Here is a 24,281-nt window from a genome sequence, read left to right as displayed (position 1 = left end):
GTATTTACCAAACCACTTCATCACGAGTTAACGGCTGATAATCACAGACAATGCCCGTAAAAAAACTATAGTCTTTAGCCATATACAATCCTGCTCGCATAACAAACATATTTAAATTATTTTCAAATATATGTTTGGGAATAGTGACGCTATAACGTTGTAATTTTCGATAAATCCAGCGTTTGCAGTCATCACGCTTTAATAGTTCTAGTAGATCATCGACAGGTAATTTCTCATCTTTACACTGACTGCCCGCTAGTAAAGTGTCTAGCCATTCATCAGATAGGTGGTTGTCTAGTAAAGATTTAATCTGTGTAGGTAAATCTTTTTTGTAGTTACTATCAGCCATCAGTTGATGGTAAAAAGGACAAATAATGGTCACTCCTGAATTATTTATCAGCTTAAACTGCTCGGACGCTGTACGAAAGCTAATAGCAAGCTCGGTGCCAGTTTCTCGTTTAGCGGTCAACAAGTCACATATTCCTAGCTTATCAGGATTGCCTTTACTGTTAAATAATGCGAAATATTGATAAAACGCTTGCGGAGAAAGCGGGTTGCTTTTGATATTTTCCAAAATCTCATAAGTGGTTTGTTGGGCTTGTAGCAATTCGCCATTGGGGGCATCTTCTTCAGGCTGAAAGACAACGACTTTACCCAAGCCATCAAGTTTACCTTCACGGTTACAGCGCCCTGCTGATTGAGCGATAGAGTCAAGTCCTGTCATTGCTCGATATACCATAGGAAAGTCCACATCGACCCCAGCCTCAATGAGCTGAGTGCTGACCACATAAAAAGGCACATCCAATTGCCGATTATGATATTTTTTTAACACTTCGTTGATAAAGGTAATCATCAGCTCGCGATGCATAGGGCTCATGCTAGCTGATAAATGAATGACAATGGCATCAGGACTTAATGTTTGAATTTGCTCAAACAATGCGCTGGCATCATTACGAGTATTCACAATGGCTAGTACACATTGCTCATCCTCCTTAACGATATATTGAGCTGTCTGAGGCCATGTCCAACGTTCATATTCGCAAACAAACTTGATATCGACCCTTTTTAATTGATAAGCAAGCTGTTCCTCATCGTTAATGATACGGTACGGACTGGGCAGACCTTCAAATACGGTATTACCAAAAGCGTCGGTATGCTTATCTAGTTTTGGTTGAGTGGCAGTGCACAGTAACCAAGTTACGCCATAATGCTGGCTAAGTTCTCGCATCATATCGGTAATGGGCTTTTGAAAATCACGAGGTATCTTTTGTGCCTCATCTAATACGATAACACTATTGGCAATATTATGAATTTTGCGGCATTGACTGGTGCGACTGGCAAAGAGTGATTCAAATAACTGGATATTGGTAGTAACAATAATTGGCGCGTCCCAATTTTCAGTGGCTAGCCTACTTCTACTAGTCTCTTGTGATAAAGGTTGGTCAAGGTTACTGTGATGCTCAATAACGCAAGCGTTTTTATTTTGAGGGTCAAATACCTTTTTGAAGACTTTAGCATTTTGTTCAATAATTGTGGTAAAGGGAATGGCGTAGATAATGCGTTTTTTATTAAAGTTTTGTGCGTGCTCCAAGGCAAATGCCATGCTGGATAGGGTCTTACCACCGCCTGTGGGCACAGTTAACGTAAATATTGAGTCGTCCACCTTGCCAGCGTTGATACACTGTTGATAAACATCACAGCGTAAAGTATTGACCTTGGTGGATTTTGAGCTGGCTTGCAACGCTGACATATATTTGATGAAACTTTTTTTTAGTTCGCCTAGACTTGGATAATTTCCTCGTAAAACTTGTTTGTCAGGTGACATAAAAGCTTCAGTATCTAAAAAGTCAGCGTCTACTAAGCATGAAAATAGGAAGCGTACCCAAATATGGCAATTTGATAGATTTAAATTTTGATTATAGGAAGCTAATAATATATCGGATAACCCCTGAAGTTTCTCCCTGAAAAAAACCGGTAAATTCTCAAGAGTCTCATTTACTTCCAGTTCGGTTTCACTGCTATTTAAGCGAGAATAGAGGCAAGAGTCTTTTTCATTGACCCAGTCAGGTAGCCCAGTATGATGCCCAGCAATGGTATAAGCTAATAGTACACCCAGTGGATGGGTGTCATAAATTAGCTTGGCACCAGCAGTAGAGTGAGGTGCTTTACCTGCCTTCTGTTCTAAATGCGCTTCTTCATCAAAGCCGTAGCCCGACTTAACCCTAATGCGCTTTTGAAAGGGTCGACGGTATTTGCCCACATCATGGAATATACCTTGTAGTTCAGCATATTCTGACCCTTGTTCGTCTGCAAAATGTGAGGCTAACTTTCCAACTTCAATACAATGTTCGTAGAGGTCATGAGTAAGCCATTGCCCATCCTCCTGACGCACATGAGCAATAAATCGCTTTTTATTATCTTGGTGACAGCTATTATTTTTTATATCTGGCATCTTGCCAACCAACTCTATCTAGTTATCTTAACTAAAGATACATGACGTCTTTAAAAGTGACAACACAACTCTTTGATATACACGACATTTGTTGTCGCGAAGATTATTAAGAAAGTAAGCTCGTTAACTTCTGCAAAGCTCTTATCAACCCTCCATCGAATACTGCATGTTATCCATCCTAAATCAGTCAACTAACAAGCTATCACAGGTCACGCTTTTTTAAAGCCAAAAAAATCCTGACGATAAAGATATCGTCAGGACAGATGATGGAGTCAATAAGTCAGACTAAGGGTAGGTCAACCAATACAGAGTAACGCCTTAATAGACATGATATCTCTGTAATTGCATTTTACGATACCCTTAAGCTTGTTAATCATGAAGAAACAAGTCTCTATATCCTAGAACTCATAAGTCAGCGACGCTTTTACCTCGCGTTCATTGCCTGGCATATTAAAGGTACTGTTCGAGCCAACGCGGACATAATGCTCATCGTCTAGTAAGTTATAGACGTTTAGCTGACCCTTTAGCTTATCGTTAAAGGGATAGCTGACCATGGCATCCCAAGTCTGATAGCCGTCTGCTTTGATCCCTTGCGCTGAGGAGAACTCACCGACTACGTTCACGCCCAGACCGAAAGTCAAGGGATTGGGTAGCCAGCCTTCAGTCTTATAAGTCGTCCACAGGTTAGCTGAGTGTTTGGGCATTAATAAGAAGATACCATCGTCTCTGCTGTCAGAGGCTTGTTTGATATCACTATCAAGGTAGCTATAGCCACCTGAGACTTGCCAACCGGGCATAATTTCGCCATTGGCCTCAATCTCTACCCCTTGCATCTGCCGTTTGCCCAAGGCAACTTGGTCGCCATCTTCAGTGGGCGCAGCTGCATTGTCATCCTTCAAGCGGTAGCCACTAAGTCTTGCTGATAAGGTGTCGCCCCAATGACCTTTTAGGCCTGCTTCTAATTGCTCACCTTCACGAGGTTTTAAGATTTCACCAGCTTTATTAGCGACATATTGTGGCATAAATACTTGAGTATAACTGCCGTATGCATTGATGTTTGGCGTGACTTCATAGACCAAAGCGCCATAGCCTGTGACCTTGCTGTCATTGTCAGTGCTGGCATGGGTATTATTAACTTTGTTTTCACTTTCTACTTTATAGTGACTGACACGGCCGCCGGCAATCAGGCTAAGCTTATCGATGGGCTTATAATTAACCTTACCGTATAAGCCAGTCTCATTGAGGGTATTTTCAGTGTGGGTGAGACGGTAGCCTCTTTGACCACTACGAGCTTGCTCCATGATATCGACTCGGTCTAGACCATTAATCTGCGAGGCGGTTAGGTTTTTGGCAAGTGCGCGTGATCTAGCAGCTTCGCGATTATCTTTAAAGCGTTTATAGTCAGCACCGATGACATATTCACTCTGCCTAGCACCTAATTTAAAGGGTTGGCTCAAGTTGATATCAGCACTCAATGAGGTCTGATCAATATTGGCACTGGTACCAGCGACATTTGTTTTATTGTCTTTAAGCGCGCTGCCTGCAAACGCATAGTTATAATCGGCATCGCGATCTGAGTAGCGAATACCTGCACTCACCACCCCTTGGGTATCAAGACGATGCTCAAAATCTGCAAATATATCATGGCTGCGACTATTAAAGTCATTCCACTTGGCACCATAAAATTTATTATTAGGGAGCGGTAGTAAGCTGTTGTCTGCATAGGTAGGTAGGCCATTATCTGGCGTGATTTTACGCTGCTGCATGAGATAGCCCAGTCCTATTTTACTGGTATCAGTCAGCTTTTTATCAATACTGGCGTAGATTGAGCTGTTCTGATTGTCGTCGCCACCGACATCATCTACCACAGGGTTGGCTCGACGATTGTGCTCAATGACGCTTCTGGCCACCAAAGTATCATCGTCACTTAGGCTGCCTTGAAGGTCGGCTGTGATACCCAAGCCTTTTGGATGACTGATATCAGCCTGAATGGTCTGTTTGCCGTCTGCTTTACCACGTTTTCGTACTAGGTTGACTACCCCGCCCATCTCAGAGGCAGAGTTAAACAGTCCTGAAGGACCACGCATCACTTCAACACGGTCAAATGCTGACAAGTTGGGCAAAGTACCGTTAATACTGGCCATAGGTGCAGCAAGGCCATCAATGCTGAACTGATCGTACTCATAACCCCGAGAGTATATCGAAGAGCGACCATCATCATTTTGTAGGACGCGTAAGCCCGTGGTGCGACTGGCGACTTGGTCTAAAGTATCGACATTTAAGTCGTCCATCTTCGACTGAGTAACCACACTAATAGACTGCGGAATGTTCTCTAAATAGTCAGGGATTTTGGTTCCGACTGTAGCCACATTAGCATTGTATTGATTGTTATCTTCACTTGGATCAATCTGGTACAGAGGGTTTGCAGTGACCACGATGGTATCTAAAGTCGCGTTTGGCGTTGTGGTTAGTGGCTCTTCAGCATTGGCTGAGCTGACTGATAAATACAGAAGCGGCAGCAGAGCACAGCAAATCGAGCGACGTCGGAAGTGACGAGGGGTAGCTGATTGACTTGATAGATATTCAGTATTGGATGTGGGGGCATGAGGTGACATAAGTATCCTTTAATAGAGTTTTGACTCACTCTGGCAATAAGACTGTAAATGATCCGAATTTAGAACTCTTAAATAGATAGACAGTCTAAGACTAGGCTGACTAATGGTGGATTTAAACACTCATAACCACCTTAGGTTGGTTTATGAACAAAAAAGCCCCGTCTAATTATTGCAATTGTCAGAGCTATGGATATTTAAAAGTATAGTCAATCCATTTTAGAGGTGATACAAAGTCGCTGGTATAAATTTACGTCTGCTTCAGTCATTTTATGACGTCTAGCCAGTAAATTTATACCAGCTACTCTTTTGCGTATCAGTTTTCAATAGGACTAACTATAGTTGCAAATTTGAAGATCAGTACCAATGAGGCTTAAAAGCCGCGAGCGTTATCTGGTGTGGCAGTGTAAAAGATTTGGAATGCGCTATTAGCACCAGTTTTAACAGGTTGACCATTGACCAAAGCACTGGCCTCAAAAACAATACCACCACCTGCGTTTTCACCGCTCACAAAGTTTGGTAGGGTTAAGGACTGAACTTTTACCTGCTTGTTAGTAACAGGGACATCATTTTTGGTCAGTTTAGTACCACGTGGCTTAACCACAGCATCTTCTGCTACTGGCTGAGCAGGATCATCATAGATAATGTCAAAATCTAGTAGCTGAGCTTGTGCAACTTGAGCTTTGCCATTAACGACTGGAATACCAATCAAGGATTTGCTACCACGGTGAATCATACGGTTATCAATAATTTTGCCATCGTCAGTCTTGCGGGCTTCCGCAGCTACTGAGCTGGTACGATTAATCACCATGATTTTATAGCCTGGCACTGCTTTTTGACCTTTGCCATCAAAAATATCATTGACCAATTCAGGCGCATTTTTTTGTGAATTAACCAATAATCGAGCAGAGGTCTCAGATAGGGGGAAGTCTTTGCCCACAATATCAAGATAGCGCTGATTGGCGTACTGCGTCTGGGTCTGAACAAGGCCGCTTACTGCTGATTGTGCAGGTGCTGCGTTGGCAGGGGACGAGATACTTTGACAGCCGGTAAGTCCTACCGCGAGAGAGAGTACTGGTAAGGCTAATAATTTGAATGATGGAAACATAACTAAACCTTTATAGAAATAGAGTAAAAAAATAAGGTCAGATGACAATTATAACGAGCGTTTTTAATAACTTTTAATATTATTGATAACTATTATCATCTGTATTATTATTACGACATCGTGACTTTTTGTCAATAACTATTACCAATTAAACGCAATTATCGTAGTGGTTTAACTGTTGATTAACGCTGCTGTATTTCCGTTAAGTTATGCTGAATTATCTTAGGTATTGACTCTTACGTTTTGCCCTTAATTCAGTACTGTGAATCTACCTAAGGTCTTCGGATTTGTTGTTTAGATAGGTTTTATAAAATTAATATAGTATTAAGTATTTTTGATGAATAGAGTTCTGAAAGTTCAAAATTAGTGTCAGGTAATATGTCGATACGAAGTGCTAAATGTGAAGAATGAGAAGGAATAGATATGTCCCAACTATGGAGCAAAGGTTTATTGATAGCGACAACGGCTTTATTAGCCAGTCAACCATCCCAAGCCAAGCCAGATTTAACCACGCCAACAGATATGCGCATACTGCACCAAAGCGATAGTGGCTATCGATTCGTTACTCGAACCTTCAGTCAGCCTGCACCAGCGCTGAGCACCTCAGAGGAGGCGGCTAACTTACAGGCCTATGCCAAGCCTAGACAGTATCAAGTGTGGCTAGCCATTCCTAATCAGCCGCAGCAAAATTTAGAGCAACGTGTGCTCTATCTACTAGATGGTAATGCGGTGATTGATGAGTTGGATGAGGCGTCACTAGTGGCACTCAGTCGAGACGCTTCAACAGCACCAGCTTTGGTGTTCATCGGTTATCAGACGCCTTACCGCTTCGATGTAGATGCTAGAGCTTACGACTACACACCGCCGATTTTAGCCAATAATGGTAATAAGCCCTCTGCCTTTAAAGAAGCAGGACGGGAGCGCTTAAATGGCGGCGCTCAGCAATATTATGAGCTGATAGAAAATGAGATTAAGCCTTGGGTCTATCAGCAGTTAGGCAGTAAGCCTAGGGAAGAGGCGCTTTGGGGACATTCCTACGGCGGGCTATTTGTATTGTTCACCTTGTTTGAGCATCCCGAGTCTTATCAACAATACTTCAGCGCCGACCCTTCGCTGTGGTGGCAAAAAGGTGAAATCCTCAATTACTGGCAAGCTTATCAGCGTCAATCTACAGCGCCGCATGGTAGTGAGCAGGATAATGGACAGTATAGTGGTCAATATGCTCATAATTCGCAACAGGGTAAGGCACAGCCGAACCGACTGCGCTTGACCTTTAGTGAGATGGCAGCGAAGCAAAGCTCTTCGCCAGCGCGGTCACGTCCAGCACTGCCGATAGGAAAACAAGAGTTTGCAGAAGAAGTGTGTTCACACGTTGTAGACAACTGCAGCTATCAATTATTTGAGCAGTCGCATGGTGAGTTATTCGGTACTTCGTGGCGCGATGCTGTTAAGCAGTTCGCTAGCCGCAGTCAAAATATCGAGTAGTGACTCTAAGGGCAGAGGTAGAAAGTAAGGCTGACCGGTCCAAATTAATAGCCATGCTTTAAGTTAGGAGTGTCTATATCAGCACCCTTAATGGGCTAAGTTTGATATTGCATCACCAAACTGAGGTAAATGTTAGCAGCTTACTAAAGCTACTTACTGTACCGGTACAGATGTCGGACGGTATATAGTCAATCCATTTTAGATTTGACGCAACATCGCTAGCATGAATTTATGCCCGCTTCAGTCATCCCATAGCTTCTAGTCAGTAAATTTATACCAGCTACCCTTTTACCTAGCAGTTTTAGATAGGGCTAACTACAGCAGCCTTATGGGTCTTCTTGTTAAGAAGACGCCAATCTGAAAACATATAGCTCCTAAGTATTTACCGCTGATAACAGACCCTAAATATCTGCAGTCGATATGGTATCGACGATGACTGGACGACCATGATGTTCTAGTACGGTGACATCGACGCCAAATAGAGCATAGATATTGTCTCTAGTGAGTACCGCAGTAGGATGGTCAGTATGGATGATTTTACCTTGTTTCATCATCACCACTGTATCGGCGAACTGCGCCGCTTGATTGATATCGTGTAAGACAATGACCACTGTTTTGCTATCTTGATGGGCAAGTGAGCGTAATGCGCGCATTAGCTTACCAGCATGGTACATATCTAGATTATTTAGTGGTTCATCGAGCAAGATATAGGGCGTGTCTTGGCACACGATCATTGCAATCAGTACCCGCTGGCGCTGACCCCCTGATAAGGTAGACAGATAGCGATCAGCTAGGGGCGCTAATTCAAATCGACTTATCACAGACTGTACTTGCTGCTTATCTTCTTCGGTGGGACGACCTTGATGGTAGGGGTAACGACCAAACATCAGCAGCTCTTCGACCCGCAATCGACCTTGAATGTGGTTGTCTTGCGCCAGCATAGCCACGGTTTTGGCTAAGGTCTGACTGTCAGAATGACGGATATCATGCTCATCAAAACTTACAGAACCGCTCTGCAGGGGTACTAGCCTAGACATCAGACTAAATAGAGTGGATTTACCAGCGCCATTGGGGCCGATTAAAGCGATGACTTGGGAGGTCTGTAAGGATAAGTTGATATCCTCCAATATTGGCACGTTATCTATACGGTGGGTCAGGTTTGAGATGTTAATCATAAAGGGTTCTATTATTATTTAGAGTATAGTCGGGCTACTATTAAGGGTTGTATAGTTATTAATACAAGCTACAGTTAACACAAGCAGCAGTTATCAGTAATAACGAGGATAATGAATCAGTTAGTAATAACAATTAGACCTGCTTTACGCGGTATTGGTGAAAGATTAACGCCATAAATACCACACCGCCTAATAACTCAATGACGATTGATAGTACACCAGACATACCGAGCAGCTGCTCAAAGATAGTCTGACCCAGTACCAAGCACAGCATGGCTATCAAGCTTACCAATATTAGCCGCTCACTATGAGCCATGCTGTAAGTTATTCGATTGGTCAATGCACATACTAATAACCCTAAAAATATGACGGGGCCGACAAAAGCTGTGGCAGTTGCCACCAAAATAGCGATAGTCACCAATAAGCGCCGTGCCAAAGAGTGATAGTCAACACCCAGATTGATAGCAGGAGCTCGGCCTAGCATTAACACATCGATTTGATATCGCCAGCGCCAAATCATAACTGCGGTTACGGCGCAGATAATCAAACTCACCGCCATCATCGTTGAATCAATAGTATTAAACTGAGCAAAGCTTGCCGATTGAATAACGATAAATTCTTCGGGGTTGATTAGTCTGGCGATCAAAGTGGATAAGCTGCGAAACAATATGCCAAAGACAATGCCGACCAGTATTAGCCGTGACAAATCATGAGTCGCGCGGCGAAATAATAAGCCAAATAACAACAGCGACGCCCCGACCATCAAGGTCACCTCAAGCCCAAACTTAAGTAAGGGTTGGCTACTAAATAGATTAACAGCGCCCAGAAAGTACACCAGTACACTCTGAATTAACACATATAAGGCATCAAACCCTAGTAGAGCGGGGGTCAAAATAGGGTTATGAGTGAGGCTCTGAAACAATAGGGTAGAGACACCGATGGCGTAGCCGACGACCAATAGTGCTATTAGCTTTTGACCGCGAAAAGCCAGAATAAAATCCCAATTGCCATTGGCATTGAGGGTCATAAATAAGACGGCACTAATTATCAGCAATAGCAGCACTGAGCACACAGGCTTAGTAAAGACCTCAGAGGCCACAGAGCGAAAAGCCTTAGAGCGCTGCTTGTCTGAGGTGCTAATTGAATCAGTTGATAAGGCGGAGTCAGGCAATCTCATAGCTCTCTTATGGGGTTAATGAAGGATATGACAAAATACAATCGCTGGGTAAGCGCCATATATCGCCTACGCTTGATAAGGTTGAGGTATCAGCTCGCGGGGCTTCGTAGTAATAACCACAAAAATACCACGGCTCCGACCACACCAAAGATGGTCGCTACTGGAATCTCGTAAGGATAGCGAATACTACGACCAATAATGTCACAGAGGAGTACTAGATTGGCACCCATCAAGGCAACGGCAGGTAAGCAGCGCCGTAGTCGATCTCCCATGATTCGACTAATAATGTTAGGGACGACCAGCCCTACAAAGGGTATCGCGCCAACCGTCACTACCACGACAGCGCTAATCATAGCCACTGTCAAAATGACAAACCACGTCACTAGCTTTTGATTGACCCCAAGATTAATAGCAATCGCGTCGCCAAGGCCGACGATGGTTAGCTTGTCTGCTAGCAAATAGGCCATAACTGCCAACGCGCCTGTTAAGTATAACAACTCATAACGACCGGCTAAAATGGTCGAAAAGTCGCCGAATCGCCAGACAGATAGCATCTGAAGTGACTCTGTCTCATAAGCAATAAATAAGGTAATCGCCTCGATAATACCGCCAAAAACAATGCCAATCAGTGGCACCATAAGGTAGTCAGTCGGCGGTAAGCGCTTGATCAGCCGCATGAATAAAATCATGCCGACTACGGCGCAGCAAGTCGCAATCAGCATCTTGCTAAATAAGGCGCTGGCAGGCAAATACAAGCTGACCAGCAGCAGACCTAAGCCGGCACTTTGCGTTGCGCCCACCATAGAGGGGTCGACAAAGCGGTTTTTGAGGACCACCTGCAATATCATTCCTGCTACTGATAAAGAAGCGCCGGTCAGAATGATAGCCAGTGTTCGCGGCAAGCGGCTGAGCAGCATCAGCTCCATATCAGCGTTATTGGTTTGAGTGCTGACAGCCTGCCCGATATTAAGACTCTCTATTGCCCATTGCCAAAGACCTCGCCACGAAAAATCTGCTACCCCTACAGATAGGCTTAATAACACCAAGCCAAATAATAGGAAAAAGCTACTAAAGTTAAGAAAGCTAGGGGGTAGAGATAACAATCGAGACGAAGAAGAAGTGGCTTGCATGTTGGCCTGAGAAAGATAATGGAGATGAGCAAACTTAAAAGTTGATACCTCTCAATAGCTGTCAATCTAGCGCTATTAATCTAAAGATAGGCTTATAGAATAGACAGTATTGAGAAGCATCAACCGAGCGTAGGGCGAATAACGGCTCTCTTAATTATTGGCAGTACTACTGAAGCTATCCGTGACTAGCTTGGCATCTTTTAACCACTGATAATAGCCGCCGTATGCCAGATAAGAGTCTGGGCTTAAGTAGACAATATGGTCATTCTTCCAGGCATTAGTCTCATGCACTAATGGGTTGTCTAATACTGCTTTTGCACCGATGCCTTCTTCACCAATGGCCGAAGCGCGATCGAGGACGAATAGCCAGTCAGGATTGGTCTTTTGCAGGTATTCAAAGGACACTGGCTGACCATGGGTCGCATCTTGAATGTGAGGATCTGCCATAGGGATATCAAAGACGGTATGCAAGAAGCCAAAGCGCGATGCTTCGCCAAATGCTGATATCTTATTACCATTAATCAGTACGACTAAAGCATTACCCTTACCAGCGCTGGCAGATTTTGCTTCAGCGATAGCGTTGTCAATGTCTTGTTGTAATTGGGCTGCCTTATCCTCTTTATTGAATAGTCGTCCTAAATCCGCCAAACGCTGCTTACTAGAGTCATAGACATGCTCAGTATCGATACTCATATCTAGGGTGGGAGCCATTTGTTTTAGCGTATCGTACTTAGAAGCCATGCGTCCGCCAATAAGAATCGCCTTAGGCTGCATCGCATTTAAGGCCTCCATATCCGGCTCAAACAAAGTACCGATATCGATACTGTCAGGTGTATTCTCAGCTTTAAGATTGTCTAAGTGCAGGTTGGTAGGCAGTCCTTCTACAGGGACGCCAAGCGCGGATAAATCCTGCATCAAGGTCATGTCATAGACTGCGATAGGGTGCGGGTTAACAGGTAAATCAACGTCACCATTTACCGTATCGATAGCCACAGTACCGTTGTCATTATTGGCAGTGGCTACTGTAGAGTCGGTCGCTGCTTCGCTGGTAGATTGACTGGTGCTTTCCGTAGAGGCTGAGTCATCTGCCGAAGGCTGCGTAGGGGAGCAACCTGCCATCGCCACACTCACTAATAGAGCAGTTATTGTTAGTTTGGTTTTGGGAAGGGTGAGCTTTGCTGGAGTGGGGGATAGGCGCTTAAACATAAAACCTCATAAGTATTTTAAATGGTTTTCATTAAACAAATCTCTAAGGTGACTTAATACCATGTTATAAATGAGAATCGTTAGCATTATTATATCGAATTAAATGATTTTCTGTAAAGCTATTCTTTATCTAAGTGTTCATACTACCCATCGGTAAGGAATAGATTTAACTTAATACAGTTTAGCCAATTTAAAATAACGTGATTTATGGCTAATCACAGTTGATGGCATCTCCAGCGCGCCGCACAAAAAAGCCAGCCAAATATTATAGGTGTTTCTATAGTTAATCCTGTTTACAACTGGTACGTAAAAGAGTAGCTGGTATAAATTTACTGGTTAGAAGTCACGAGATGACTGAGGTGGGCGTAAATTCACTCCAGCGGCGTTACGTCAAATCTAAAATGGATTGACGATACAGGCTGTTCTGGATTACAAAGTGGCGGTATTTAAATGATTGTGCTATTACCTACTGATTCGAACTGAGTGTGTTCGATTAAACGCTTGCTTAATCTGTATGCTATATAAAGGTGTTTGACTTCTTGAACCTAATCAAAAGTAAAGAAAGTCAGAAGGGTGATGGAGATCTATTTAGCTTTACTTACATGAACGCTGTTGGTGACAACGCTTGACCCCTCCAAACTACAGATATATGATAATGATTATCAATTAATAATACTAAAAAATAATATGTTCATATCAATAAGGCCAAATTATTATGTCTATATATCAGCCAAGTACTAAAGAGCCTAATTCAATAGGTCATGATAGCGAGACTCCTGATATCTTGATGCCTAATATTCAAGATGCGATTGCCGATACTTTATTTATTCCGTTATTGATGCGCGCAAAATTGACCGAGCAGCAATCAGGCATTATTCAAGACAATAGCGCGATCAAGCTGGTCAGCCGAATTGATTATGACTTTGATAAATATCAGCAGGCTGACATGAGTCTTGTGGGCTGCGGGGTAAGGGCTGATTATTTTGACCGATTTTGTATTACTCATATCCATAAAGCCTGCCGGTACAAGCGTCATCTTGCTATTGTGTCCCTTGGTTGCGGCTTAGATGATCGCTATCAGCGCATTAGTGATCAAATAGGAGTGGCTAAAATACAGTCAGATTATCTGCATTTTTACGAGATGGATTTACCGGAAGTGATGACGCTGCGGTCAGCGCTGTTACCGAATGCTGATAATCAAACCTACATTTCAGGCTCTATCTTTGATAATCAATGGCTTAACAAGGTATTGACTGACTTGCAACAATCAGTGGCTCAACAATCTGCCGCTAAAGAGACCGCTTCGGTGGACGTTGTGTTTTTGCTTGAAGGTGTACTGATGTATTTTAATGAGGATAAGGTTGCTGATTTTTTCGTACAGTTGGCAAATAGCCTATCGTCCATTAACTCATCAGCGGATTCAAAGCAAGATTCAGAGCAGAATTTAGCACAGGGTCTAAAGGTGGGTGAGGTGGGCATTATGTTTGATGCGATGAGCAAATTTGTGGTAAGAATGTCACGTAAGCACGATACCATTCGCAATACCAGTGTCGATTTTCAATGGGCGATGGACAACGATCAAGTTTTAAGCGATTGGGATAGCCGGTATCAGCTAGATGACCTGACTTATATTATGCATTTGAAGCCTAAATATTGGCCTGCTAAGGCCCAGGTGATAAGACTGATCCCATTCATAGGCAAGTCTTCAAAGATATTGACCTATTCATTGACTACTTAAGGTAGGGGAGGTACAAAAATAAATAAGCGTCGGTATCACTTGCAACCTACATTAGACAGTCAATGTAAGATACTAAACAGCTGCGGCCTCATTAATAACCCAAAGCGCTTTAATGATGCCTGCCAAATAATGACGATTGATAACGACGTTGGAGAGGGACATGTTGAGCGTTATGTATTTGATGATATCAATTTACCTAGGGTCAACTGTCGCTTTGATAAAGCGCATTGTCTAAAAAACGCTGACTGTCATACCGCTTAGGTTCTATATATCATACCTCAAGGCTCCTATCTATTTAATATCGGCTCATCTAACTTTGTTAATTGTAATCCTGATAGCCCTGAGATTGACTGCATTACTAAAATAACAATTAGTCTCATGGTCCCTTCTATTTGGCTTTTAAAAGTGACCTTGGCGAGATTGCTGCCACTATTCCTGCTGACGAAACTATAAACGCGCTATATATCGAACTTCCACTACCAGTACGTGGTAACGTCAGTATCGAAGCCCATGCCGTCGATACTGACGACGCGCTGGACGCCTACAGTAACCAAAGCGAAGAGAAATTTAAAAAGAGTGGTCTGAGCGTTTCGGTGTCTAATAGCCTTGTAGATAGTGCCAAGAGCATTGACAATCTAGTCGATGCCGCCGGTAACACCAGCTCTACCCGAATGAAAGGCATGGCCGCGGTCAGTGGCGCACTTAAAGCCAGAGCATTGGCTCAAGAATCTAAAAAAGCATTAGGGGCACTTCAAAGTGGCAACCTAAAAGGCGTCGGCAACACCCGCATTCAAGCCACTGTGGGCAGTGACAAGCGTCAATCCAATAACGAGAGCTACAATGAGCGAAGCCAAGCCTCCACCATTCAAGCAGCAGGCAACCTATCATTAATCGCCACAGGCGGCGGCAAAGACAGCAACATTAACATCAACGGCAGCGACATAGACGTCGTAGGCAACGCGCTATTCAAAGCTGACAACGACTTCAACGTCAACGGCGTCGCTCAGAAATCCTACACCCGCAGCAACAATAAAAGCTCAAGTGTCGCTATTGGCGGCTATGCAGATACATCGGGAAGCGCTGGCATCACCGCCAATGCCAGCGGTGCTAAAGGTCATGGCAACAGCGATGCCACCAGCTATGCCAATAGCCACATCAATGTGGGCGGTACGACCACCTTTGACATCGGTAATGACGTCAACATCAAAGGCGGCGTCTTTAACACCGACAAAGCCCAAGGGAACATAGGCGGCGACGTCAACATCGAATCCCTACAAGACACAGCCACCTACGACGGCAAACAAAGAAATATAGGGTTCAGTGCTGATATCGACCTAAATGCAGGCAAAGGCACCAACTTCTCCCTCAATGGTGGCAAGACGGACATCAGTGCTGACCACGCCGCAGTCGGTGAGCAGTCAGGTATCTTCACAGGCGATGGTGGCTTTGACATCACTGTAGATGGCAAGACCACCCTTAAAGGCGGCGCCATCACCACCACCCAAGCTGCCTTAGACCAAGGCCTTAATAAGTACATCAGCAAAGGCGGCATAGAAACCAGTGACATTGACAACTATAGCCGCTATGAAGGTGATAGCATCTCAGCAGGCGTTAGTATCTCAGGCGTTAATAGGGACGAAGCGGGTAAATACGACAAAGACGGTGACACCTCGTGGAGCACCAACACCAATGGCATAGGCTATGGCAGTGATGGCGACAGTCAAACCAGTACCACCTTTGCAGGGGTTACCGGCATGGCTGGGAAGTCTGAGGTCACCACAGCGAGCAAAGACAGTCTCAATGAGCCACTTAAAAACAGCTTTGATGAACAAAAAGTCACTGAGGAGTTAGGCGCTCAGACGCAGATAACCAAAGAGTTTGGCAAGGAAGCACCTAAGGCGGTGGGGGACTTTGCCAGTAATAGACAAATGGAGCTTTTATTTGATGGCAACATAGAGGAAGCTAAGAAGTGGGGTGAGGGCGGACAATACCGCGTGGCACTTCATACCCTAACTTCTGCATTAGCCACCGGAAGTATTGAAGGGGCATTTGCTGGCGGTGCTACGGCAGTATCAGTACCAGCGTTAGACAACTATCTGAAGAAGAAAGGCTATGATGAGACGACGCGAAATGCGGTATTGTTAGGCTTCTCAGTAGCTGTTGGTTCGACAGTCGGCGGTAATACGGCAAGTACGGTCTCAAGCGTAAATCAAACGCAGAACAATTATCTGAATCATCTACAATTACAAAAATGGGCAGACCAACTTAAAGCTTGTGATGGAGAGAAATATTGTATTGAGGGAATTAATGATTACTACCTTAACCTTGAGAAAAAGCAACAAACAGAGTTTATTAATGATTGCGAAACCAATTATAACTACGAAAAATGTGATAAACACATCAGAAACTACTATGCTGGAGTAGAGCTTCATAAAGGAAATTCACTATTTGATCCTAAACTATATAGTAAGATTGATAAACTAGGAGGAAAACAGGTATATACGACCCTTAGAATGAATAACGGTCAATTTAGTATGCACACTTCACAACATGAGCTTGAAGTGGTGCGTAGAAAACATGGGACAGCCGGTGTTATTTTGACGGGTGCTGTTATGCCTGTGGCAGGTACTAGAGGTCCGAAGTTAGGTATTGGTAGAAATAATCCTAATTATAATAAGTCAAGGCATGAAGTGATTAATGATAAAGTCAATAGCTCAAAACCAATTATTCAAAAGGATGGCTACTACTATTCTGATGGTATGAAAATGACTGAATACTATTATAATAAGCTATGGAGTAATGGTAGGTCTGCACCATTTATACAGGCTCGTGAAATTATAAATGGCAATCCTAAAGTTTCTTTAGATTAAAAAGGTAAGCCAGGTTTTTATAAGTACGAAGCTCATGGTTTAGAAATGATTTATAATCCTCAAACGAAAGAAATTCATCACTTACAACCAGTAAAAAAAAGGTAGGTTTAATTATGGATAATATCAATGACGTTCTTATAGAGTTGCTAAATACTTACTCTAGAAGTAAAGTTGAAATTGAGTCTATTCTAAGAATTTATGAAGATAGGATTAAAAGTAAAATTTGTTCAATTGATATAAATGATAGAGAAAATTCAGAAAAAATCATCAAAGAGTTATTTGGTATTCAGAATGAAATTAGCATGATAGTTTATAAATATAACTTTCCCGTCAGTAATTTTTTAGAAGATTTTATTTATGATTTTGATAGACAAGATGTTGAGAGTATTAATTATATTCTTGCAAATAAATCTGTAAATTAAGTTCTTTAATTTTAAGGTTTAGCAAGTTGGGGTTTTAATTTAGTTTTAAGGTAAAGGAATTACTACACAGGTTGCTAGACAGCAGAAAATAATGGAAAATGATTTTGAAGTTATAGTGTACGGTCCAGACTTAGCAGGTACAGTTCAACGTCAATTAAGAAATAACGGCGTTAAAGTATTTACGTCTACTGATAGTTTGATAAATTATTTAAAATCTAAGGATTAAAAAATGCTTTCATTTATAATGATATCGGATGAGTCTTTAGAGAGCCTCATATACCATTGTTTCTCAACATTGGGGACAGTGCAACATCAAGGAGATGGCAGTTTCTATGTACAGTATTGTGATGATATATCAAAAGGCCAGTTATTTTATATTCCTTCTGAAGACCTATATCAAGATTATGAAGAAGAAATTGTAGAAATAAAAAAGTATATTAAAAAGCCTTTTTTCCATTTATTAGAATTTAGAAATGGAGATGTTAATATCGCTGATATATTTATATCTAAATTATCTGCCTTGTCAAATATTATTATTGATAATAATCATGGAGAAATAATGAGTTTAGAAGATTGCAAAGATAGAGTTTTAAGAGGGGAGGATTTTATGCTTAGTAAGCATTAATATGATAGGGAAGCTATTGACTCATAAAAAATACTAACCCGATCTTTATGCGTTTATATCCTATTATTTAGAATATCCTATCGTATACCGTCAAATTACTTCCTTTCCCCTTCATTAAATTCAGAAATAGGAGACAGTATGCAATCATTAAGCATAAAAGACGTGGCGCCCCTTTGCAAACAGATTGCCAGTGAGTACGAAGGCTGGAGTTATGTTGCGGAGCATTTTAAATATCCCATAGACAAGCATTCTACTTTGTTTATTGAGCCGTTATGGTCACATCATATATCGGCTCAACCCGTGGTGGTATTAACCAATAAAAAAACGGCGAAGCTTGAAAAACAGGCACTAAGTGACGCGCCAGGTTGGCAATCGGGGCTATGTTGGGTATCAATAAAAGACATCCTAGCTCCCGATGCAACTTCAGACACGCAAATATATCGAAAGCTGGTACATAACTTAACCGACGCCGAGGTATACATTAGAGACTTCTTTACCCGTGGTCTTGGGCTTATCGAACAATACTATTGTTATACAGATGAACAAGAGTTGCTCACAAAAATGCCTGCTGGTTTAGAAGGCAACAATGGAGTTGACTACTGTCTGTCTCGTGTCGTATTACATGATTTTGACTTTGCCTATCGCTATGTCAATGATGAGATAAAAACCAGATGCCCTAAGCATCCTTGGGTAGAAAGAATAAAACCCTTTATTCCCATTTGGGAGGAAAACTACAAAACCACAGGATCAGTATTTGGTAAATAATCACATCTCTTATAAGAAAAATGAATAAATATATAAGAAGCCATCATTTAAAGTGATGGTTTTTTTTAAAGACTAAACGCCCACATCAAAGCCGACAACGACTTCAACGTCAACGGCGTCGCGCAAAAGTCCTACACCCGCAGCAGCAACAAAAGCTCAAGCTTTGGCATAGGTGGCTATATGGACAGCTCAGGCAGTGGCGGCATCACTGCTAATGCCAGCGGTGCTAAGGACCATGGTAACAGTGATGCGACTACTTATGCCAACAGCCACATCAATGTAGGCGGTACAACCACCTTTGATATTGGTAATGATGTCACCTTTGACAGCAGCGTCCTTAATACCAATCATCTAACGGGTCAAGTCAGCGGCGATCTTAAAGTGACGAGTCGTCAAGACACGGCCACTTATGAGGGTAAGCAACAAAACATAGGCTTTAACGCTGACTTTGATCTCAAAGGTACTAATAGTAGCGTGTCCGTCAATGGTGGTAAAACGGATATCAGCTCAGACTACGTCGCAGTTAAAGAGCAAGCCATCATCGCCACTCAAAGCTCAGACCTTAAAGTCGGCGGTAAAGGACAATTCACTGGCGGTGCGCTCACGACAGCCACCCCAGAGGACAACCACACCGTCTTCAAACAAGGCATTGAAACCCAAGACATTACCAATCACAGCCATTATAAGGGCGATAGCATTTCAGCCGGTATCAGTATTGGCAATACCACAGGCAAACCGCAAGCCAACATGAATGGCATCGGCTATGGCAGTGATGGCGACAGTCAAACCAGTACCACCTTTGCAGGGGTTACCGGCATGGCTGGGAAGTCTGAGGTCACCACAGCGAGCAAAGACAGTCTCAATGAGCCACTTAAAAATAGCTTTGATGAACAGAAAGTCACTGAGGGCTTAAATGCTCAGGTTCAGATAACCAAAGCCTTTGACCAAGAGCGTCGCAAGTTTAAAACAGAGATTAATGAAAAAGAGAAAAAGCTCAGAGACAAAGCAAAAGAGCAAGAAGCATTAGGAAACACCGCCGCTAGAGACGACTACCTTGCTCAAGCGAACAAAGTTCAACAGCAAGGCCTACTCTTTGACAGTATCACAGGGGCACTATATGGCCCTAATAGCAATGGCGCCACAGGCTATGTGGCTAAAGCAGTCAGTCTGTATGTCGCCAATCAAATAGGTCAAGTGTTTAAAGGCAATGATTTTGAAAACAGCAAAAATGGAAACAACGAACTCGCTGGTGTCGGTAGTCCACAGCACCTATTAGCCCATGCCATATTAGGGGCAGCGGTCAGCTATGCTACTGGTAATGATGCGCTAACAGGTGGGTTAGGTGCCAGTGCAGGTGAAGGTACTGCACTAATACTATCCAAATACATCTACAAAGTTGACAACCCAAGTGAGTTAACAGCTGAACAAAAAGATACCATTAGTAGTATTGCAAGCCTAGCTGGCTTAGCACTGGGAGACTCAACAGGTAATGTCACTGATGCGGTGAATGCGGGTGAGACTGCTAAGGTGGCGGTTGAGAATAATAATCTAAAAGGTGTACAGGTTGAGAGTTTATTGCAACGGATTGCTATCGCTGAAAGAAGGTTAGACGGTGCAGCCCTTGATTCTGAAATGAGAAATATTAGAGCTATCGCAGCAAAAATGGCTTCAGATAACTTTAAAGAGATTCAAGCTTGTGAAAAGAATCCAACCCCATCCTGTCTAAATAAGATGAAAACTGACTATGGCAACGTTGATTTTAAAAAGCTAAAAGATAAGTATCGCCTATATCCTGGAACAGTCAATATTCTTAATGGCTATGAGCAACGCAATAATGATGTTGTTACCTGTAGCTCATCTAGACCTAGTGATTGTGTGTATATAAACGGCGGTATAAGAGTCATGAACGGAGCCGTTTATGAACTCATAGGGGCAGGGCCTAAAGCTGGGCAATGGAGTAAAGTACCTGTTAATAAAACTCCGTCTACGTCCAAGGCAAACAAGGTTGATCGAACTCCTAATGGTTATGAGCCTGATAATGATATTTTAAGTAATAAACCGAGTGGTAAACAGGAATATGATCCAAATGTAGCTAAAATACAGAAAGAAACAAGTACTAAGGTTGCACAATCACAGAGAAAACATATAAAAGGAGACTCTCAGCATAAACATGGTAGTTATTTTAATAATAGTGAAGATGCTCAAGATGTCTTAGATGCTTTTCATAGCAATAAAGCATCTGTAGTCGGTTATAATAGACAAAACCAACCTATTATTAAGTACCAAGATGGGAAAGGCGTTTATCATACTAAAAATAAAAATGGAGATGTGTTTACTTCCAGTACAGAGTATTACTTAATAAAAGGCACTAAAAAAGTTAGTGTAGTCCCTTATAGCCCTAAAGGTCCTAAAAATTAGATTTCTTATTTGTTTTAAAGGTTTTTAAAAATGAACGTATTTCACTTATATTATTTATTATCTCAAGCATGCTTGTTTGAAATCAGTGATAATTTCAGAAGTATAGCTTTTGAATTTAACGAAAGCGAAATTAAAATATACTTTATATTAAATAAAAAAATAGAAGATGATTTGGAGTCGATAAATCAAGAGATAATATCAGAGTTTGAAATTTTACTAGATGGCTTCTTAGATTCTAGCAACTTAAATCTTAATTACTCTTTTAATCATCATATTGTAATCAATGATAGTAAAGAGTTTAATATTAATGAGTTAAGTGGATCGGATAAAATTGAAGTGCTATTTATGAAGAGATGGTAATGAGTAAGTTACAAACCTGACATCTCAGTGATTTTTATATAATGACAAAATAAAATAGCATAGTGGTGATGCAACATAGGCTTATTAATTATGATCATAAGATGAGGGTAAGCGAACTTTAAGTTATATAGCCAGAGTCAAATAAATTCGGTACAAGGCAGGCGAGCGAAGATGTACAAATAGCACTTCGAGTGAGCCTAACACCGTAGTAGGTAGGTTGGGTGGAGCTTGCGACCCCCAACAATTAGATATCGAAGAGCTATTCAATCACTCCAATTTACGGGTAATAAACCCTCCGATACGAATTTATGGAATGATGAGTATTGCCAATCCTGAACCCGTTCAACATAGCCATGCTTCACAGGATTCATGTGGATATAATCGATATGAGTGCGATAATCCAATTCATCACGTATGCAATGCTCCCAAAATCGACGTTGCCAAATACCGCGCTCGCCTTTTTTCTGACGGCTCTTTGAGATACGTTCGGTTTTGGCAATACGATATGAGAAGTAGTATTTAATAAGCTTGATACGTTTAGAATAGTGAGCATCGTCGTTTGGCATTGTACATAACAGATGCAAATGATCAGGTAAAATAACGATAGCATCAATGTGAAAGGGATGTTTTTGTTTGACGGTTTTAAAGGCGTTGCGTAGGGTTTCAATCTCTTTAATAAGCAAGTCACTTGATCTATCGGCAAGGTTGATTGTGAAGAAATAACTTGCGCCCTGATGATAGTGCCTTCGATATTGCATGGTATTCTACAAATAGTAGGGTAGAATTAATTTTAATCTATCATGTTGGGTGTCGCAAGCTCCACCCAACCTACGTGCTGAGAGGGTTTCTTATTGATTTATTCCAACCCTCAAAGTATTTAGGTGTCCGTCTCTAAAAATCTTTTTCCTCTATGGTAGTATTGCTTACCATCATAAAAAAGATATGATGAGTAATCATTGTCTAACATAATTCTTGGAGATTTTTCTATTGAGACTTCAGGTATATCATCGACATCTTTATTTAAAATAATTTTTTTTAGCTGACCAATATTGATAATTTCTCTAATATTATCATTACTAATATCTATAGACTCAATAGATCTCCACCATTGGACTAAATCAACAATACTTTGAAATGGTGTATGCCAAATATACTCTTCCGCACCATAGTCTAAAAGAATTTTAACAATGATTTTATCCTTCAAAATTTTGTTCCTCCATTGTCGATAATAAACTGTCTAATATATTCGTTTGTTTTTGAGCTGGTTCTATCGTTTGGAAAAATAGTTCCTCCTAAAGGGTTGTTTGGATCAATTATTAGTATATCTTTCTTATCAGGGCTTAAATATAAGGTTTTGCCACTATTAACCGAAACCTTTTGACCCTCCATTGTTTGTTGAATTTTTAAGTAGAATTGTTGGTCTGTTAAGTAAGCATATCTTGTTGGACGAGTAGATCTAATTTTATCAATAATTTTAATTTCTGGCGATACTGCCCCAAGTGCTTTTGTTGCTTTACCCAATTTACCAACAGGCACAACATCAACAACATTAGTAGGTATAACAAGCTCACCTACAGCAAATACAGCTGCACCGACAGCTGCCTTCGGATTAACGCCAAGTATTTCATAGCTACCAGATGATGCCCAGTCAGATATTGCATCATCAAGCTGTGTTTTATATTTTTTGGCAAGCTCAATGTCTCCTTTTTTATAAGCATCAATAAACTTATCTAGTACTTGTTTAGATTTATCATCTAAATATTTTCTAGCATTTTCTAATTTTAGTAGAGCCTTATCCTTAACTCCATTATTAATAACGGTTGTATTGGCTGCTCCAATAGCTACATTGACATCATACCCAGCATAGGCTGCACTGACACCAGCAATAAACTTACTAAGCTCAATGATATTTTGCAGTTCTTTATCATCTACAAACGTTGGATTTCTACCATCAAGCATAATTTCAGCAGCTAACTCGCCTACACCCGAGCCTATTGCACCTGCTTCACACTCAGCACGTTTTAACTCTCCTGCAACACAGCCTGCTGCAGCTTGGCTAATAATTCTGAGAATGTCATTGTTAAGTGCTAATTTAATCTCACTTGCCGCAAAGCCATGAGCGGCATTGACAGAGCTATTTAATAGGGCTGCCTCTAGATTATCTGATAGACTACCACCATTAATAGCCGTATCCACCAATGCAGACGTTGTACCTTCAAACGTCCCATTGACCAGTCTACCCGAACATGGGAGTTGTATAGTAGATTTTATGCACCGTTAGATAAAGGTGCATGGAATGCACCCTACTAACATTGTGATGTTGCGTAAGTCCTATTAATAAAAACTAACATCACAATCCTTCAGATTAAAAGTGTCATCACCAGTGGCAAATAAGCTACCATTTTCGATATAACCAATCGAAAGCTTCATAGATTTTGATGCTGTTTTAATATCCTCCTCCCAACCCTTTATATCTTCTTTATCACCGTGGATGAGTATCGCATGGAATTTTTTCCTGTTTGGTAGGCTAATTACGCATCCCACTAAATTGGCTGCCCCGTTGTTGGCAGTCGGTGGATTAACAAAATTTGTGATAGTAAAAAATTGCTTATCTATAGGATTTTTACAGTTATCTTGAAAATATAAAACGGATCGATTCTCTATATACTCAGTTCCTGGAATTTTACGATTTTCGAATGCATCGACTTTACTAACTAACTCGTTAAAGGTTTCCATAT

At 41.6% G+C, this 24,281-nt stretch carries 19 protein-coding genes; 8 read left to right on the top strand and 11 right to left on the bottom strand.

Annotated elements, in window-relative coordinates; translation table 11 throughout:
• Window positions 1-4 precede the first annotated feature (4 nt).
• The 3 genes from cas3 to EGV92_RS02685 form a co-directional block, all read right to left on the bottom strand.
• Window positions 5-2,452 (bottom strand): CRISPR-associated helicase Cas3', encoded by a 2,448-nt coding sequence (gene cas3, locus EGV92_RS02695; protein ID WP_131667662.1) that lies wholly within the window; start codon window positions 2,450-2,452, stop codon window positions 5-7.
• A gap of 398 nt (window positions 2,453-2,850) precedes the next feature.
• Window positions 2,851-5,067 carry a TonB-dependent siderophore receptor gene (locus EGV92_RS02690; protein WP_131667661.1) on the bottom strand — a complete coding sequence of 739 codons (2,217 nt, stop codon included), beginning with the start codon at window positions 5,065-5,067 and terminating at the stop codon, window positions 2,851-2,853.
• A 370-nt stretch (window positions 5,068-5,437) separates the two neighbouring features.
• Entirely contained in the window at window positions 5,438-6,172 is a 735-nt protein-coding gene (locus EGV92_RS02685) for a hypothetical protein (RefSeq protein ID WP_131667660.1), read from the bottom strand.
• A gap of 423 nt (window positions 6,173-6,595) precedes the next feature.
• On the opposite strand from EGV92_RS02685, the gene EGV92_RS02680 reads away from it, so the two are divergent.
• Window positions 6,596-7,657: an alpha/beta hydrolase gene (locus EGV92_RS02680; RefSeq protein WP_131667659.1), complete on the top strand. Its 1,062-nt coding sequence runs from the start codon at window positions 6,596-6,598 to the stop codon at window positions 7,655-7,657.
• Between the two features lie 401 nt (window positions 7,658-8,058).
• Here EGV92_RS02680 and EGV92_RS02675 read toward each other — a convergent pair whose 3' ends face one another.
• The 4 genes from EGV92_RS02675 to EGV92_RS02660 form a co-directional block, all read right to left on the bottom strand.
• Window positions 8,059-8,832: an iron ABC transporter ATP-binding protein gene (locus tag EGV92_RS02675; protein WP_131667658.1), complete on the bottom strand. Its 774-nt coding sequence runs from the start codon at window positions 8,830-8,832 to the stop codon at window positions 8,059-8,061.
• 133 nt (window positions 8,833-8,965) lie between these two features.
• Window positions 8,966-10,009, bottom strand: coding sequence for an iron chelate uptake ABC transporter family permease subunit (locus EGV92_RS02670; protein ID WP_131667657.1), 1,044 nt, complete (start codon window positions 10,007-10,009; stop codon window positions 8,966-8,968).
• Window positions 10,010-10,098: 89 nt separating this feature from the next.
• Window positions 10,099-11,139, bottom strand: a complete 1,041-nt coding sequence (locus EGV92_RS02665) for an ABC transporter permease (RefSeq protein ID WP_131667656.1) — start codon at window positions 11,137-11,139, stop codon at window positions 10,099-10,101.
• Between the two features lie 150 nt (window positions 11,140-11,289).
• Window positions 11,290-12,345: a siderophore ABC transporter substrate-binding protein gene (locus tag EGV92_RS02660; protein WP_131667655.1), complete on the bottom strand. Its 1,056-nt coding sequence runs from the start codon at window positions 12,343-12,345 to the stop codon at window positions 11,290-11,292.
• 715 nt (window positions 12,346-13,060) lie between these two features.
• On the opposite strand from EGV92_RS02660, the gene EGV92_RS02655 reads away from it, so the two are divergent.
• The 7 genes from EGV92_RS02655 (at window position 13,061) to EGV92_RS02625 (ending at window position 21,543) form a co-directional block, all read left to right on the top strand.
• Window positions 13,061-14,083 carry a class I SAM-dependent methyltransferase gene (locus EGV92_RS02655; RefSeq protein WP_131667654.1) on the top strand — a complete coding sequence of 341 codons (1,023 nt, stop codon included), beginning with the start codon at window positions 13,061-13,063 and terminating at the stop codon, window positions 14,081-14,083.
• Window positions 14,084-14,475: 392 nt separating this feature from the next.
• Window positions 14,476-16,953: a hemagglutinin repeat-containing protein gene (locus EGV92_RS02650; RefSeq protein WP_131667653.1), complete on the top strand. Its 2,478-nt coding sequence runs from the start codon at window positions 14,476-14,478 to the stop codon at window positions 16,951-16,953.
• A 113-nt stretch (window positions 16,954-17,066) separates the two neighbouring features.
• The gene (locus EGV92_RS02645) at window positions 17,067-17,375 is read left to right on the top strand and encodes a hypothetical protein (RefSeq protein ID WP_131667652.1); all 309 of its coding nucleotides are present in this window, start codon (window positions 17,067-17,069) and stop codon (window positions 17,373-17,375) included.
• 229 nt (window positions 17,376-17,604) lie between these two features.
• A complete protein-coding gene (locus EGV92_RS02640; protein WP_131667651.1) occupies window positions 17,605-18,000 on the top strand; it encodes a hypothetical protein in 396 nt (131 codons plus the stop codon).
• 138 nt (window positions 18,001-18,138) lie between these two features.
• Window positions 18,139-18,765 carry a hypothetical protein gene (locus tag EGV92_RS02635; RefSeq protein ID WP_131667650.1) on the top strand — a complete coding sequence of 209 codons (627 nt, stop codon included), beginning with the start codon at window positions 18,139-18,141 and terminating at the stop codon, window positions 18,763-18,765.
• A gap of 84 nt (window positions 18,766-18,849) precedes the next feature.
• Entirely contained in the window at window positions 18,850-21,183 is a 2,334-nt protein-coding gene (locus EGV92_RS02630) for a hemagglutinin repeat-containing protein (protein WP_242678615.1), read from the top strand.
• Window positions 21,184-21,213: 30 nt separating this feature from the next.
• Window positions 21,214-21,543, top strand: coding sequence for a MafI2 family immunity protein (locus tag EGV92_RS02625; RefSeq protein ID WP_131667648.1), 330 nt, complete (start codon window positions 21,214-21,216; stop codon window positions 21,541-21,543).
• A 263-nt stretch (window positions 21,544-21,806) separates the two neighbouring features.
• On the opposite strand, the gene EGV92_RS02620 is transcribed toward EGV92_RS02625, so the two are convergent.
• The 4 genes from EGV92_RS02620 to EGV92_RS02605 all read right to left on the bottom strand — a co-directional run bounded on the left by EGV92_RS02620 (window position 21,807) and on the right by EGV92_RS02605 (window position 24,279).
• Window positions 21,807-22,301, bottom strand: a complete 495-nt coding sequence (locus tag EGV92_RS02620) for an REP-associated tyrosine transposase (protein WP_131667643.1) — start codon at window positions 22,299-22,301, stop codon at window positions 21,807-21,809.
• A gap of 119 nt (window positions 22,302-22,420) precedes the next feature.
• Entirely contained in the window at window positions 22,421-22,747 is a 327-nt protein-coding gene (locus EGV92_RS02615) for a hypothetical protein (protein WP_131667647.1), read from the bottom strand.
• The gene (locus EGV92_RS02610) at window positions 22,744-23,778 is read right to left on the bottom strand and encodes a DUF637 domain-containing protein (RefSeq protein ID WP_278248247.1); all 1,035 of its coding nucleotides are present in this window, start codon (window positions 23,776-23,778) and stop codon (window positions 22,744-22,746) included. Before EGV92_RS02610 ends, EGV92_RS02615 begins: the two co-directional genes overlap by 4 nt.
• Before the next feature lie 99 nt (window positions 23,779-23,877).
• Window positions 23,878-24,279, bottom strand: coding sequence for a hypothetical protein (locus EGV92_RS02605; protein ID WP_131667645.1), 402 nt, complete (start codon window positions 24,277-24,279; stop codon window positions 23,878-23,880).
• Window positions 24,280-24,281: the final 2 nt, after the last annotated feature.

The organism is Psychrobacter pygoscelis, from assembly GCF_004335015.1.
Classification (GTDB): Bacteria; Pseudomonadota; Gammaproteobacteria; order Pseudomonadales; family Moraxellaceae; genus Psychrobacter; species Psychrobacter pygoscelis.
This window is presented reverse-complemented; position numbering and strand designations above follow the sequence as displayed.